This window comes from Enterococcus sp. DIV0236 (assembly GCF_050558525.1).
Classification (GTDB): domain Bacteria; phylum Bacillota; class Bacilli; order Lactobacillales; family Enterococcaceae; genus Enterococcus; species Enterococcus faecalis.
On record NZ_CP187891.1, the window covers coordinates 1,253,677 to 1,268,548 of the forward strand.

The 14,872-nt window shown below is 36.2% G+C and carries 12 protein-coding genes; all 12 read left to right on the forward strand.

The genetic code is table 11. From position 1 onward, the window contains the following. Positions 1-140 precede the first annotated feature (140 nt). The 12 genes from IGK27_RS06170 (at position 141) to rpoD (ending at position 14,783) form a co-directional block, all read left to right on the forward strand. Positions 141-974, forward strand: coding sequence for a PRD domain-containing protein (locus tag IGK27_RS06170; protein WP_002357655.1), 834 nt, complete (start codon positions 141-143; stop codon positions 972-974). A gap of 36 nt (positions 975-1,010) precedes the next feature. Next, positions 1,011-3,008, forward strand: a complete 1,998-nt coding sequence (gene nagE, locus IGK27_RS06175; protein WP_002366661.1) for an N-acetylglucosamine-specific PTS transporter subunit IIBC — start codon at positions 1,011-1,013, stop codon at positions 3,006-3,008. Positions 3,009-3,248: 240 nt separating this feature from the next. After that, positions 3,249-4,730, forward strand: a complete 1,482-nt coding sequence (locus IGK27_RS06180; RefSeq protein ID WP_002371176.1) for a BglG family transcription antiterminator — start codon at positions 3,249-3,251, stop codon at positions 4,728-4,730. Beyond that, positions 4,720-5,172: a PTS sugar transporter subunit IIA gene (locus IGK27_RS06185; protein WP_002365637.1), complete on the forward strand. Its 453-nt coding sequence runs from the start codon at positions 4,720-4,722 to the stop codon at positions 5,170-5,172. Before IGK27_RS06180 ends, IGK27_RS06185 begins: the two co-directional genes overlap by 11 nt. After that, the gene (locus tag IGK27_RS06190) at positions 5,172-5,489 is read left to right on the forward strand and encodes a PTS fructose transporter subunit IIB (RefSeq protein WP_002357651.1); all 318 of its coding nucleotides are present in this window, start codon (positions 5,172-5,174) and stop codon (positions 5,487-5,489) included. The genes IGK27_RS06185 and IGK27_RS06190 overlap by 1 nt, the downstream gene beginning before the upstream one ends. A 19-nt stretch (positions 5,490-5,508) precedes the next feature. Continuing rightward, positions 5,509-5,958 (forward strand): PTS sugar transporter subunit IIA, encoded by a 450-nt coding sequence (locus IGK27_RS06195; protein WP_002365638.1) that lies wholly within the window; start codon positions 5,509-5,511, stop codon positions 5,956-5,958. A gap of 109 nt (positions 5,959-6,067) precedes the next feature. Continuing rightward, the gene (locus IGK27_RS06200; RefSeq protein ID WP_033626301.1) at positions 6,068-7,165 is read left to right on the forward strand and encodes a PTS fructose transporter subunit IIC; all 1,098 of its coding nucleotides are present in this window, start codon (positions 6,068-6,070) and stop codon (positions 7,163-7,165) included. Between the two features lie 137 nt (positions 7,166-7,302). Then, positions 7,303-7,992, forward strand: a complete 690-nt coding sequence (gene alsE / locus IGK27_RS06205; RefSeq protein ID WP_033626299.1) for a D-allulose 6-phosphate 3-epimerase — start codon at positions 7,303-7,305, stop codon at positions 7,990-7,992. 290 nt (positions 7,993-8,282) lie between these two features. After that, on the forward strand, positions 8,283-8,900 hold the full coding sequence (locus tag IGK27_RS06210; protein ID WP_002357646.1) for a lysozyme family protein: 618 nt from the start codon (positions 8,283-8,285) through the stop codon (positions 8,898-8,900). 128 nt (positions 8,901-9,028) lie between these two features. Next, positions 9,029-11,365, forward strand: coding sequence for a cation-translocating P-type ATPase (locus tag IGK27_RS06215; RefSeq protein WP_033626298.1), 2,337 nt, complete (start codon positions 9,029-9,031; stop codon positions 11,363-11,365). A gap of 316 nt (positions 11,366-11,681) precedes the next feature. Further along, positions 11,682-13,568 (forward strand): DNA primase, encoded by a 1,887-nt coding sequence (gene dnaG, locus IGK27_RS06220; protein ID WP_002380276.1) that lies wholly within the window; start codon positions 11,682-11,684, stop codon positions 13,566-13,568. A 108-nt stretch (positions 13,569-13,676) separates the two neighbouring features. After that, entirely contained in the window at positions 13,677-14,783 is a 1,107-nt protein-coding gene (gene rpoD, locus IGK27_RS06225) for an RNA polymerase sigma factor RpoD (protein WP_002360364.1), read from the forward strand. Positions 14,784-14,872: the final 89 nt, after the last annotated feature.

Sequence of the window (14,872 nt, forward strand, 5' to 3'; positions counted from 1 at the left end):
GATAATACTAGGCATGGAAGAATTTCGTAATACAATGTGGTGTACAATGGTTACGCAACATGTTTAACGGGATTGTTCTATGCTTTTTTTGTTGTTTTCACTGAAAATGTTAGAATTACTTCTGCAGAAGAGGGTCATTTATGAAAATTAAAAAGGTGCTAAATCAAAATGCTGTACTTGTTCTTGACGAAGGACAGGAGAAAGTAGCTGTCGGTAAAGGCGTCGGGTTTAATAAGACTAAAAATGATGTCTTATCTCGACAATTGGTGGAGCGGATGTTTGTGATGGAGCCAGAAGGACTGAAAAAACTTCAAGTACTGCTATCACAAATTGAAGACAAATACTTTTTAGCGAGTGAAGAAATTATCCAACATGCTGAAACGGTATTGGGTGAAAAGTTGAATGAACATATTAATATTGGGTTGAGTGATCACATTGCTTTTGCAGCTGAAAATATTCAAAATAATATTATTGTTCGGAACAAGCTTTTAAGTGAAATTGAGATTTTATATAGTGAAGAATTTGCTATTGCTCAATGGGCTGTAGAATATTTAACACAAACCTTAGAGATTCCATTTAGTTATGATGAAGCGGGGTATATTGCGATTCATATCCATAGTGCTCGCAGCGGGCGTACTGATAATAGTAAAAGTATCCGTGAAGTTACAATCGTTTCTGAAATTATTCATTTAATCGAGCAGGAATTGGCTATTGATATTCATGATGATAAAAATAGTCTCAGTTATTCACGTTTGGTGAATCATTTACGTTTGTTTATTCATCGCTTCCAACAAAATCAATACGCTGTTTTAGATGAAGAAATTTTGGAAGTCGTAAAGAAAAAGTATGCTGAAAGCTATGAAATCTCAAAAAAAGTACAAGTCTTATTAATGAGAAATTTTCATTATCAAGTACCAAATGAAGAACTTGGTTATTTATCGATTCACATTGAACGATTAAGAATGACCAAATAATAAAAATTAAATAGTTTATGTGAGGAGTTACGTATAATGAAAGCGTATATGCAAAGAATGGGACGTTCTTTAATGTTACCAGTTGCTGTATTACCGGCGGCTTCTTTATTAGTCGGTATTGCTAACTGGATCGTGGGAACAATCGGCGCTAGTCCAGCCACAACTTTTCTAATGAATGGTGGTTTGGCTATCTTAAACAACTTAGCATTATTATTTGCGGTTGGTTTAGCGTTAGGAATGTCAAAAGATAAAGATGGATCGGCAGCATTAGCTGGTTTAGTCGCTTATTTAGTGCCAAAAACTGTTTTAGCGCCTGCTTCTATCCAAGCCATTAAAGGCTTCAAGGATATTGCTGAAGTAAACCCAGCCTTCAACAGCATGGACAACAATGTCTTTGTCGGGATTGTCGCTGGTTTAGTTGCCGCGGCAATGTATAATCGTTTCTCTGGTGTGAAATTGCCAATGGCTTTATCATTCTTTAGTGGAAAACGTTTAGTTCCTATTATGTCAGCTATTTCGATGTTAGCAATCTCAGCTGTCTTATTCTTCTTCTGGCCAGTTGTTTATAACGGATTAGTTGCTTTTGGTAAAGGAATCTCTAGCTTAGGTTTCGTAGGAGCTGGCTTGTATGGTTTCTTTAACCGACTATTAATTCCAACAGGCTTACATCATGCTTTGAATTCTGTTTTCTGGTTTGATGTTGCTGGTATCAATGATATTGGGAACTTTTTAGCTGGTCAACAAGCGTTAGATACTGGTAAAGCAATTGTAGGACAAACAGGGATGTATCAAGCTGGTTTCTTCCCAGTAATGATGTTTGGTTTACCAGCAGGTGCGTTTGCTATTTATCAATGTGCACGTCCTGAGAAGAAAAAAGTTACAGCTTCATTAATGTTAGCTGCTGGTTTTGCGGCTTTCTTTACAGGCGTAACTGAACCTTTAGAGTTCTCATTTATGTTCGTTGCTTGGCCTTTATATGTTTTACATGCAGTCTTTACAGGTATTTCTTTAGCATTCGCTGCGTTTATGCATTGGACAGCTGGCTTTGCCTTTAGTGCAGGTTTTGTAGACTTCTTCTTAAGTTTGAAAAACCCAGTCGCAAATCACCCAATGATGTTGGTGGTTCAAGGACTTGTCTTTGCGGCAATTTACTACTTCGGTTTCCGTTTTGCAATCACTAAGTTTAACTTAATGACACCAGGACGTGAAGAAGGCGATGGCGAAGAAACGCCAGATGTTGCAGAAGGTGACAACAAATTTGCTTCTCTAGCTCGTCGTATTTATGATGGTTTAGGCGCTGATGCTAATGTAACTTCTATTGATAACTGTACAACTCGTTTACGCTTAACAGTGAAAGATACAGGCAAAGTGGATCAAGCAAAAATTAAAGCAACTGGGGTTCCAGGTGTGAAAGTCATTGATGACACCAATATCCAAGTGATCGTTGGTACGGAAGTACAATTTGTTGCTGACGAAATGCAACGATTATATAACCACCAAGCGCCAGCAACACCAGCCAAAGAAACACCTGTTTCTAAACCAGTTGTTGAAGAAAAAGCACCAGTTTCAACAAAAGAAACTGAATTATATTCTGTAGCGAATGGGAAAGTTATTCCTATTTCTGAAGTACCAGATGATGTTTTCTCAGCAAAAATGATGGGTGACGGTTTTGCTGTCGTACCAACAGACGGCGAAGTTTCAACACCCGTTGCTGGTAAAATTACTAGCATTTTCCCAACAAAACATGCGTTAGGTATCCAAACAGATTCAGGCATTGAAGTATTATTACACATGGGTCTAGATACTGTTGAGTTACAAGGTGGACCATTTACATTACATGTTGAAGAAGGCCAAGTTGTAAAACAAGGCGATAAAATTGCAACCATTGATTTAGCGGCATTAGAACAAGCTGGCAAAAAATCAGATTTAATTGTTGTTTTCACAAATCAAGATATCGTTGCTCAATACGATTTACAAAAAGCAGGTCAAACGACTTCAATGAATGATGTAATCGGAAATGTTACCGTAAAATAAAAGTAAAAAAGGGCTAGCCGTAAGGCAGCCCTTTTTTGTATTCTTTGAAAGTATTAGTGTCTGTAGAGCCAGTAATTCAAAATCGCTTGCTCTGCAGATTTTTATTTATAAATAGCCTTAGAAAGTTTCGCATAATTGAACACTTTAACCACTCACAAAAATGGCCAATGTAACGGACAGAAAACAAGGAAGCGTTTTCTTTTATATGGATTATAATAAATATATCAAGGAGGGGTTGCTATGAGTTCGAAAAAAGAACGTGGACAAAAATTGTTGTTACTTCTCTCAAAAAAACAAGATTATATGACTGCAGAAGAATTGGCAAACTGCCTAAGTACTTCTCCTAAGACAGTTTATCGTTTGATAAAAAAAATTAACGATGAATTTTCAGAAGGTTCACTCATATTATCTGAGAAAGGACGAGGATACAAGCTAGACTATGAACGATTTATGGAACAGAATCGACATTTAGTCGAAAAAGAAAGTGATTTTTCGCCAAGGGAAAGACGCAATCGAATTCTGGAGGAATTGTTGTTAGCTTCTCCACAAGCTAAAAATGTTTATGAATTATTTGCAAGATATTATGTTGGCGATTCTGTGATATTTAGCGATGAACAACAATTATCCGAAGATTTAAAGAAATATGATTTAACACTCAAACGGAAAAATCGAACGTTGGCAATTATCGGTGAGGAAAGAGCTATCAGGAAAGCCATTTCCGATAGAATACAACTGTTGAACATTATCGATATTGAGGATCTTCGAAACAACAAAGCATTAAATTTTAATAATTATGATGTCCTTTTTACGTTAGATCAAGTCAGGAACATTGAAAAAAAACTGGATATTACTATTCCACATCCATATAACGTAAACATCTTTTCGCATCTTTATATCTTAATTAGTCGTTCACGAAAAGTAGCTATTTCTGAAAAATACCAATTATCTAACGAAGAAGAACAAGAATTAACAAAGGACTTAGTACTCAAAAAGGTCGCGCAAACAACGATTCAACAGATTGAAACTTATTTAAATAAGAGACTGCCTAACGTTGAAATTTATTACTTATATCAATATTTGGTTTCTTCTAGGATGCAAGGTTCGTTTAGTAAAGTAACTAATTTTTCTTTCAAAGTAATGCAAGTTACTCAATTTTATTTAGAGGAAATGAGTGCACAACTAAAAATTTTAACTGATAATGATCAGCTACTTCTTGAATTGGCTAGTCATATAAAACCAATGATAAATCGTCTTGAAAACGGCATACATGTTAAGAATAGTTTATTGGATCAAATAAAAATGACGTATGAAACAATTTTCAGAAAAATTGTGCAAGTTTCTAAGCAAGTAAGTAAAAACTATCAACTGCCGGCTATAAACGAAGATGAGAATGGGTTTATTACATTGTATTTTGCGCGAATGATTGAAACCAATCAGTTACCTATTCGTACTTTGATTATGTGTACCACTGGAATTGGAACTTCAGAACTATTGAGAGTAAAAGTTGAAAAGAAATTCCCTGAATTACAAATTGTTGAAATTATTGCCACACGAAATATAAAGAAATCATTAAAAGATTATTCTGATATTGAATTGATTTTGACAACGATTCATTTACAGGAAAAGGTCCCCATTAAATCATTGTTGGTAAGTGCCATGTTTACAATGGATGATCAGTATCGATTACAAAGAAAAGTTGAGGAAATCTATCATGAACGTTAATCCTTTATACCAAGTTTTCCTAAACCAAGAACTTCTTTCAAAACAGCAAGTATATCAATTCATTGCAGAAACAGCAGCACCTTGGTTAACGCCCGAAGAAAAAAAGCAGATTGAGGAATCTTTGGTAAATCGTGAGAAGATGGGAAGTAATCAGATTGCAGAGCAAATTGTCTTGCCACATTTAGAAAATGCACTCTTGAAAAAAAGTGAAATATATCTGATTGGCTTAAAAACAGAAATCCAAGAATGGACGGCAGACATTAAGCAAGTGAAATTAATTATTGTCATCTTACTAAAAGAAAATGAACAGTTAAAAGTAAAAAAAGAAATCAGTCGATTTACTAGAAAATTAGCAAATGAAGACTTCTTAGAAAAGTTGTTGCGTTTAAAAACAGAAACAGATTTTTATAAAATTATAGAAAAATTTGAGGAGGAAAAATAATGAAGATAGTCGGCGTAGCAGCCTGCACAGTAGGAATTGCTCACACATATATCGCACAAGAAAAATTGGAGAACGCTGCAAAAAAAGCAGGAGTTGAGATCCATGTAGAAACACAAGGGACCATTGGGATTGAAAACAAACTAACGGATGAACAAATTAAGGAAGCGGACATTGTTATATTAGCCATTGATGTAAAAATTTCTGGAAGAGAGCGTTTTGATGGGAAACGAATCATTCAAGTACCTACAGAAGTTGCTGTAAAATCACCCACTAAACTAATTGAAAAAGCAGAAGAAGTTATGACACAAGAAAAGTAACCTTCTAGGAGGAATTGTAATGGAAGTAAAGGATATCATTGACTTAAAAACCGTTAAAACGAATATGAATGTAAATACAAAAGAGGAAGCGTTAAAAGAATTAGCCAATCTTTTGCTTGAAAATGGCAATATTTCAGAGGAAAAAGGCTTTATAAAAGATATCTATGATAGAGAGGCGGAAGGCCAAACGGGCATCGGAAACTATCTAGCCATTCCACATGGCAAAAGTGCGTATGTAAAAAAAATAGGCGTGGCCATCGGTATTAATAGTACAGAAATTCCTTGGGAATCTTTAGATGATAATGGCGTAAAAGGAATCATTCTTTTTGCTGTGGGCAATGATCATAAAGAAACAACTAGCCATCTTAAACTATTATCATTGTTTGCCAGAAAACTCGGAAATGATGAAGTAGTGAGAGAATTCCTTCAATCAAAATCGCCAGAGGATGTAGTGAAGGCATTCTCTTAATGAAATTACTGAGACAGCATATTGTGGATATTTTCTACAGAAGAATCCACAACAGTAATTTTTTTAAATAGAAAATAAAATGAAAAGAACAATGTTTAGGAGGATAAAAATGAAAAAACTAAAAGAGTTAAATCTTAAAGGTCATTTATTAACAGCAATCTCATATTTAATTCCAATTGTCTGTGGCGCTGGCTTTTTAATTGCAATTGGTATGGGGTTTGGTGGCTCAAGTCAAGGAACCTTGGTGCCAGGTGAATTTTCGCTTTGGGATGCTTTAGCTACTATGGGTGGCGCTGGCTTAGGCTTACTGCCGGTTGTTATATCTACTGGCATTTCCTTTTCAATCGCTGGTAAACCTGGAATTGCTCCAGGCTTTATTATTGGTTTAACTGCGAATGCAGTTGGCGCTGGCTTTATTGGTGGTATCTTAGGTGGTTACTTGGCAGGATATCTTGTATTAGCTATTTTGAAATATGTGAAATTACCCAATTGGGCGAAAGGGTTAATGCCAACATTAATTATTCCATTTTTAACCTCAATTACTGGTGGATTAATCATGATATATATTATCGGGACCCCAATAACGGCATTTACTTCATTATTAACGAACTTTTTAGATAGCTTAGGTAACTCCTCATTATTAATTTTTGGTGGTGTAATTGGTTTATTAAGTGGTATAGACTATGGCGGACCCATTAACAAAACTGTTTTTGCCTTTGTTTTGACAATGCAAGCGGAAGGACTTAATGGACCAATTACAGCATTGCAATTAGTAAATACAGCAACGCCAATAGGCTTTGGATTAGCTTTCTTCTTTGCTAAATTATTTAGAAAAAATATTTATACAAAACTAGAAGTTGAAACGTTAAAGTCTGCCGTACCAATGGGCGTGATTAACATTGTTGAAGGTGTTATTCCTTTAGTTATGAATGATATTGTCCGAGGAGTCATTGCTACAGCGATTGGTGGCTTCGTGGGTGGCGCAACAACAATGATCTTAGGGGCAGATGCGACAGTTCCATTTGGCGGTGTTTTAATGATTCCAACAATGAGTAAACCGCTGGCTGGCATTATTGCAATTGTTGTAAACGCTGTGGTTACCGGTTTAGTTTTAGCTATTATTAAGAAAGATATAACTGAGAAAGATATGGGAGCTTTAGTAGAAAAAGAAGAGGAGATAAACTTGGAAGATATTCAGATTTTCTAAACAAAATGAAAAAGCGTAACAAAATTAATGCAATTTATATTGCCTGTCAGAGATGTGTCAACGTCTGAATATAACGAGTTAGAAAAATTTTCAAAAACATCAAACAAATAATCAGATAGAAAGAGTTGAAAATTAGAATGAACAAAGTTGAATTTTCTCCGTCATTAATGACGATGGATTTGGACAAGTTTAAACAACAAATCACCTTTTTGAATGATCATGTTGCTTCGTATCACATAGACATTATGGATGGTCACTATGTGCCAAATATCACGCTATCTCCGTGGTTTATTAAGGAGTTAAGAAAAATTTCGAAGCTCCCAGTATCTGCTCATCTAATGGTTACGAATCCAAGCTTTTGGGTACAACAACTAGTAGATATCAAATGTGAATGGATTTGTATGCATGCAGAGGTTTTAGATGGTCTAGCATTTCGCCTAATTGACCAAATTCACAATGCTAATCTTAAAGCAGGGATCGTCCTTAATCCCGAAACGCCTATTGAATCAATCTTTCCATATATTGAATTGTTGGATAAAATCACAATTATGACCGTTGATCCAGGCTTTGCTGGCCAACGATTTATTGAAGGTACACTTGATAAAATTGTTGCTCTTCGTCATTTACGTGAAGAAAAAGGGTATCGTTATGTAATTGAAATGGACGGCTCATCGAATAGAAATTCATTTAAGCGAATTGATGCTGCAGGACCTGATATTTATATTGTTGGTAGAAGCGGATTATTTGGATTAGATGAAGATATTGAAAAAGCTTGGAAAATGATGAGTAGAGACTATGAAGAAATGACTGGGAAAAAAATTCCATAAAACATTTGACTGTTTGTTAAAAGAATAGATAAGTCGTATAAAGTCAAGCCTAGAAAAGAAGTTTGTTCATTCTTATCTGGGCTTTTTTGATGCAATAAATAAGCGCCAATAGAACAAAATTACTTGTTATTCTATTCTAGGTGAAAACGTTCAATCTTGCGAAGTTACGGTTTGTTCACAAAAAAGTTACTTTTATTAAATAAAACTAAAGAAGTAACAAAAACTTCGCTTTTTTCAGTTATTTCAAGTAACATAGAACGTATCTTAAAAGAAAAAGTTTGGATGATTCGATGCGTAGAGTAAGAAAAATAATTTATAAAATCATGCTACTTTTGTTTGTTGGTTTAGTTGCTGGTCTTGGCTATCTTGGCTATAAAATACATCAAAATGTTGAAACGGTAATGACCTTTGAAAAACAAGTAGAAGCAGAAGTCAAAAAAAATAAAATACCTGAATACAAAACATTAGCTTTAGCGATTATCTATACAGAATCTAAAGGGAAATCTGGTGATATTATGCAGAGCAGTGAAAGTGTTTATGGACAACAAGAAGTGATTGAAACACCAGAGGAAAGTATCGCACATGGCGTCAAATTTCTCGCGGAAGCGTTAGCGAAAGCAAAAGAAGCTGGCTGTGATGAGTGGACAGGCGTACAAGCATATAATTATGGACTGGATTATATTCAGTTTGTTAAAGAACGCGGTGGGAAACACACGACAGAGTTAGCAGAAGAATATTCAAGAGAAGTCCTTTCACCGTTGCTAGGGAATGACCAAAATACGAAATATCGTTATTATCGTTGGCAAGCGTTAGTTTACAATGGTGGTTACCTTTATCAAAATGGTGGCAATATGTTCTATGCGGAAATTGTCAAAATGAATCGTTGGTTTATTGAAAAGTTAAATTAAAACGAGAAAAGTCTAAAGAATTCTTTCAACTTACAGGAATTTTTTAGGCTTTTCTTGCAGTTTCATGAAAATGCAAGTAAACTAGAAGGGATGTAACTGATTAATTGAAAAGGTAGGGAAAGAGCTGGATGTTGAATAAAGTCGACCTGAAAAAAGGGTTAAGTACAGAAGAAGTTGCCAAGCAGAAAGAGTTAGGCCTTCAAAATAATTATGAGGAAAATGTAGCAAAATCTACAAAAGATATTATTTTTGATAACGTCATGACGTTATTCAACTTTTTAAACTTTGCAATCGCTGTTTGTTTACTATTTGTCGGAGCGTATTCCAATCTGGCTTTCTTAGCGATTATTATTGTGAACATGTCAATCGGGATTTTCCAAGAAATTCATGCCCGTAATTTAGTTCAAAAATTATCTATTGTGGCAAAAGAAAATGTTCATGTTATTCGAAATGGCGTACAACAAGAAATTGATACAAAAGAACTAGTTATGGAAGATATTGTTATTATCTCTGCAGGGGAACAAGTTCCTTCTGATATGGAAGTTATTGACGGTAAAGTCGAAGCGAATGAAGCGTTGTTAACAGGTGAATCAGATTTAATTGAAAAGGAAATCGGCGATACCTTGCTTTCTGGAAGTTTCATTGTTAGCGGACAAGCCTATGCCCGTGTTATCCACGTTGGTGCCGAAAACTATGCTGTGAAAATCACCCAAGAAGCTAAAGTGCATAAACCAATTCAATCAGAGTTAGTCAATTCGATTCGTAAAGTCTCTAAATTTACAAGTTGGGTGATTATTCCTCTAGGGATTATTTTATTTGTTGAAGCTTTTTGGCTAAGAGATGCTGGCATTAAAACATCTGTTGTTGCTTCTGCAGCTGCTTTGTTAGGGATGTTACCAAAAGGATTAGTACTATTAATTAGTATTGCGCTGACAACAGGTGTCATTAAGTTAGCCAAAAAACGTATTCTAGTACAAGATATGTACTCAATTGAAACATTGGCCCATGTGGACACTTTGTGTTTAGATAAAACTGGAACGATTACAGAAGGTAAAATGAAAGTGCAAAAGGCGATTATCTTGCATGACAAATATGAAGAACTCTTCCCACAGATTATCGGAAGCTACCTATCTGAAAGTACGGATAATAATATTACAATGCAAGCAATTCGTGATCATTATGAAGTATCCAATCGATTTGGCGCAAAAGAAGTCTTGGCTTTTTCTTCTGAACGAAAATGGGGAGCTATTGAATTTCCAGAAATTGGGACAGTTTATTTAGGGGCTCCGGAGCGTTTGGTAGACGATAGTCGGTTGCCAGAAGCTGTTTTTACAGCACAAGAGAATGGTTATCGCGTCTTGATGTTAGCCATTGCGGAACAACAACCGTTAAACGAAACCAAAATGCCTTATTTAGAGCCATTAGCAATTCTAGAAATTGACGACCCAATTCGCCAAAATGCCAAAGAAACACTGGCTTATCTAAAAGAAGAAGGAATCGACTTAAAAGTAATTTCTGGTGATAATCCGGTGACTGTTTCAAATATTGCTCGTCGTGCTGGGCTACCCGGTTATGAGTCTTATATTGATTTGTCGACCAAAACGACAGAAGCAGAAGTGCGAGAAGCGGTTCAGCAATACACAGTGTTCGGACGTGTATCGCCTCAGCAAAAACGGACCATTGTGCGTGAGTTGAAAGACACAGAGCATGTGGTCGCGATGACCGGCGATGGCGTCAACGATGTTTTAGCGTTACGAGAAGCGGATTGTAGTATCGCCATGGCAGAAGGAGATGGCGCTACTCGGCAAATTTCTAATCTAGTTTTACTAGATTCTGATTTTACAACGTTACCAGATGTCTTATTTGAAGGACGACGTGTGGTAAATAATGTAACCCGAGTTTCCAGCGTTTTCTTCATTAAAACGATTTATTCGTTTATTCTCTCAATCATTTGTGCCTTAACGGCCATTGCGTTCCCGTTCATTCCGATTCAAGTGACCTTGATTGATTTAGCAATTGAAGGATATCCAGCCTTCTTCTTATCTTTCGAAGGGGACAAACGAAAAGTTGTCGGGAAGTTTTTACCAACGGCTTTGAAAAATGCGTCTGTTAATGCGCTTTTAGTTGTAGCGAATATCATTGCTGTTTATCTGATTGGACAAAATCAAGGATTTTCTTCTTTAGACACCACGACGTTAATGTATTATTTATTAGTTGGAATTAGCTGTATGGCTGTTGTTCGAGCATGTCTGCCTTTAAATCCACTACGCATTTTCTTGGTTTTCAGTACCATTATTGGTATTTATGTAGCAGCTATGTTATTCCACAACATTTTAGAAATTGGTTTCTTAACTTCGCAAACAATGGGTCTCTTCTTTATTATGATGGCCATTAATATTGTGGTGCGTGTAGCAATTGGTTTCGTACAAATGAAACGTACTGGAAAAACAATTAAAGATTTATAAAAAGCAGAGGTTGAGCCAAAAGCATTCGTCTCCAGAAATGCAGTTCTTCTTTAAATCTTGAAGGAAGTCGGAGCAAGCTTGATGTTTAACTGATTATTTTAAGAGTTAGTGTCTGGGGTAGGAGTCAGGATGACTTTTGTCCTAGATACTTTCTTTTTTTGTTGAGTTGAAACAAGATACTTGAAAAACAGAGATTATGTGATACAATAAATCATGTGTAAATGTGTCCATTGGAATTCGCACTGAAATGACAGTGCGTTTTTTAAACGGTCAATCACATGAGTTAGCACAATGCTATTCTTAGGAGGTGAGGACAATGGCACAACGCATTCCTCAGGAAGTCATTGAGGAAGTTCGTCACCGAACGAATATAGTAGATATTATTGGGCAGTATGTCCAGTTAAAAAAATCCGGTAAAAATTATATGGGTTTATGTCCGTTTCACGAAGAACGTTCCCCTTCATTTTCAGTAGCAGAAGACAAACAAATTTTTCACTGTTTTGGCTGCGGGAAAGGTGGAACTGTTTTTAATTTCTTGCAAGAAATTGAAGGCATTAGTTTTCCAGAATCCGTGAAACGTGTTGCAGATTTGGAACATTTATCTGTGGACTTTGATTGGTCAGAGCCGCGTGAAGTAGCGGATACCCCAGAAAACCAACAAAGACGGAGTTTGTTACAACTGCATAGTAAAGCCGCAGAACTTTACCATCATATTTTAGTGAATACTAAAATTGGCGAACCCGCATTAAACTATTTATTAGAGCGGGGGTTAACACAAGAACTAATTGAGACCTTTCAAATTGGATTTGCGCCGCAAAAACGTGATTTCTTAAGTCAAGTTTTTAAAAATGAACAACTGGATGAAACGCTTTTTGAGCCTTCTGGGCTGTTTGTCCAAAGAGATAACGGTACGTTTTTGGATCGTTTCTATCAACGAATCATGTTTCCAATTAATGATCCCCAAGGCAATGTCATCGCCTTTTCTGGTCGCTTGTTAAAAACAGCTGATTTTCCAGGGGATGAGATGCCTAAATACTTGAATAGTCCTGAAACAACACTTTTTAATAAGCGAGAAACGCTGTTTAACTTTGATAAAGCCAGAAAAGAAATTCGTAAAGAAAATACAGTCTTGCTTTTTGAAGGATTCATGGATGTTATCGCTGCTTGGCAATCAGGCGTAAAAAGTGGGGTGGCTTCAATGGGGACTAGTTTGACCAATGAACAAATTCGGCGTTTGGAACGGGTCGCTAAAGAAGTAGTTATTTGTTACGATGGCGATAATGCCGGTGTTCAAGCCACAAACCGTGCGATTCAATTATTGCAAGAAAACAGTCATTTTGACTTGAGTATTGTCAGCATCCCTGAAAAGCTGGATCCTGATGAATATGTGCGGAAATATGGCGCAGAAGCTTTTCAAAATTTAGCCAATCATGGCCGAGAAACAGTTTTTAGTTTTAAAATGAACTATCATCGGTTAACTAGAAACATGAATAACGAAAAAGAACAATTGGATTATGTGAACGAATTGTTACGGGAGTTAACCAATGTTCAATCTCCCTTGGAACGTGATCGTTATTTAAACCAAATTGCTCAGGAATTTCAACTTTCTGTTCATAGTTTAGAAGAACAATTCAATCAATTGAAGCAAGAGCAACGTTCAGTCCAACGGCAAGAAAGGCAACAATTTTATCAAGATGAAATGATGCCACCACCAATGGAAGAACCTGTTTTTGAAGAGAATCACGTCCAAAACAAGTTACCGTTAACACAAGTTCAAAAAGCAGAACGTTCTTTATTATTTCGTTTAATGAATGAACAAGGAGTACGGCAAACCGTTCAACAATTGCCAGATTTTTCGTTCGCTCATGATGAATACCAAGAATTATATTTCTTGCTAGAAAGTTATGCGACACTGCATCAAAGTTTCGACATTGCCGATTTTATTAATTTCTTGCAAGATAATCAAACCAAACAATTAGCAATTGAAATTGCGTATCAGAATTTATCGGAAGAAAGCTCTGAGCGAGAAGTTGCCGATTTATTACATGTAATTGCCTTATCAAGTATTGCAGAGGCAATTGAGCAGAAAAAGATTCAACAGCAAGAAGCAAAACGAGTGGGCAACCAACAGCTTGAAGCCGAATTAACAATGGAGATTATCCAATTGGCTCGACAGCTTAAAGCTCAACGAACATTTACTTAAGCAATATAATGAATAGAACTAAGCGTTTTGTTCATTTTATTTTGATAAGTCCCAGTGATTTATCAGTTATTTCAAGCGTGAACCGAAAAATGAAGGGGGCCTTCTTTCATGGAAAAAGAAACAAGTAAAAAATATGAAGCTGCAGTGGCAGCATTTATCAAAGAAAACAAGCCTAAAGGAACAGTGGTTTATGATGATTTAGCGAATCAATTAGCCACACCGTATACTTTGGATGCAGAAGCTATGGAAAAATTGATCCAAAAAGTTGAAGATGCTGGTATCAGTGTGGTCGATGAAAATGGAGACCCAAGTGAACATAGCTTGAAAAAAGATGAAAAAGAAGCGGAAAAGGCCCAAGCAGAAGACTTATCTGCGCCAACAGGTGTTAAAATTAATGATCCCGTGCGTATGTACCTAAAAGAAATTGGGCGCGTTCAATTATTAACTGCCGCAGAAGAAGTTGAATTGGCACTTAAAATTGAAGAAGGCGATCAAGAAGCAAAACAACGTTTAGCAGAAGCCAACTTACGTTTGGTTGTTTCAATTGCCAAACGATATGTAGGTCGTGGTATGCAATTCTTGGATTTAATTCAAGAAGGTAATATGGGCTTAATGAAAGCTGTTGAAAAATTTGACTACCGTAAAGGGTTCAAATTCTCTACGTATGCTACTTGGTGGATTCGTCAAGCGATTACGCGGGCAATTGCGGACCAAGCTAGAACGATTCGAATTCCTGTTCACATGGTTGAAACAATCAATAAATTGATTCGGATTCAACGCCAACTATTGCAAGATTTAGGTAGAGAACCAACGCCAGAAGAAATTGGTGCGGAAATGGATTTACCAACAGAAAAAGTTCGTGAAATCCTAAAAATCGCACAAGAGCCAGTCTCTTTAGAAACACCAATTGGTGAAGAAGATGATTCACATTTAGGTGATTTCATTGAAGACCAAGATGCTACAAGTCCTGCTGAACATGCAGCTTACGAATTGTTAAAAGAACAACTAGAAGATGTTCTGGATACTTTAACAGACCGTGAAGAAAATGTTTTACGTTTACGTTTTGGTTTAGATGATGGTCGGACACGTACGCTAGAAGAAGTCGGAAAAGTTTTCGGTGTCACTCGCGAACGTATTCGTCAAATTGAAGCAAAAGCGTTAAGAAAACTAAGACATCCTTCTCGTTCAAAACAATTAAAAGACTTTTTAGAATAAACATACCGTTTAGCGGCTCTTTTCGTGCATGCGAGAAGAGCCGCTTTTGATTTTTAAAAAGTCTCTAAATGTCATTGCTAGTTATTGGA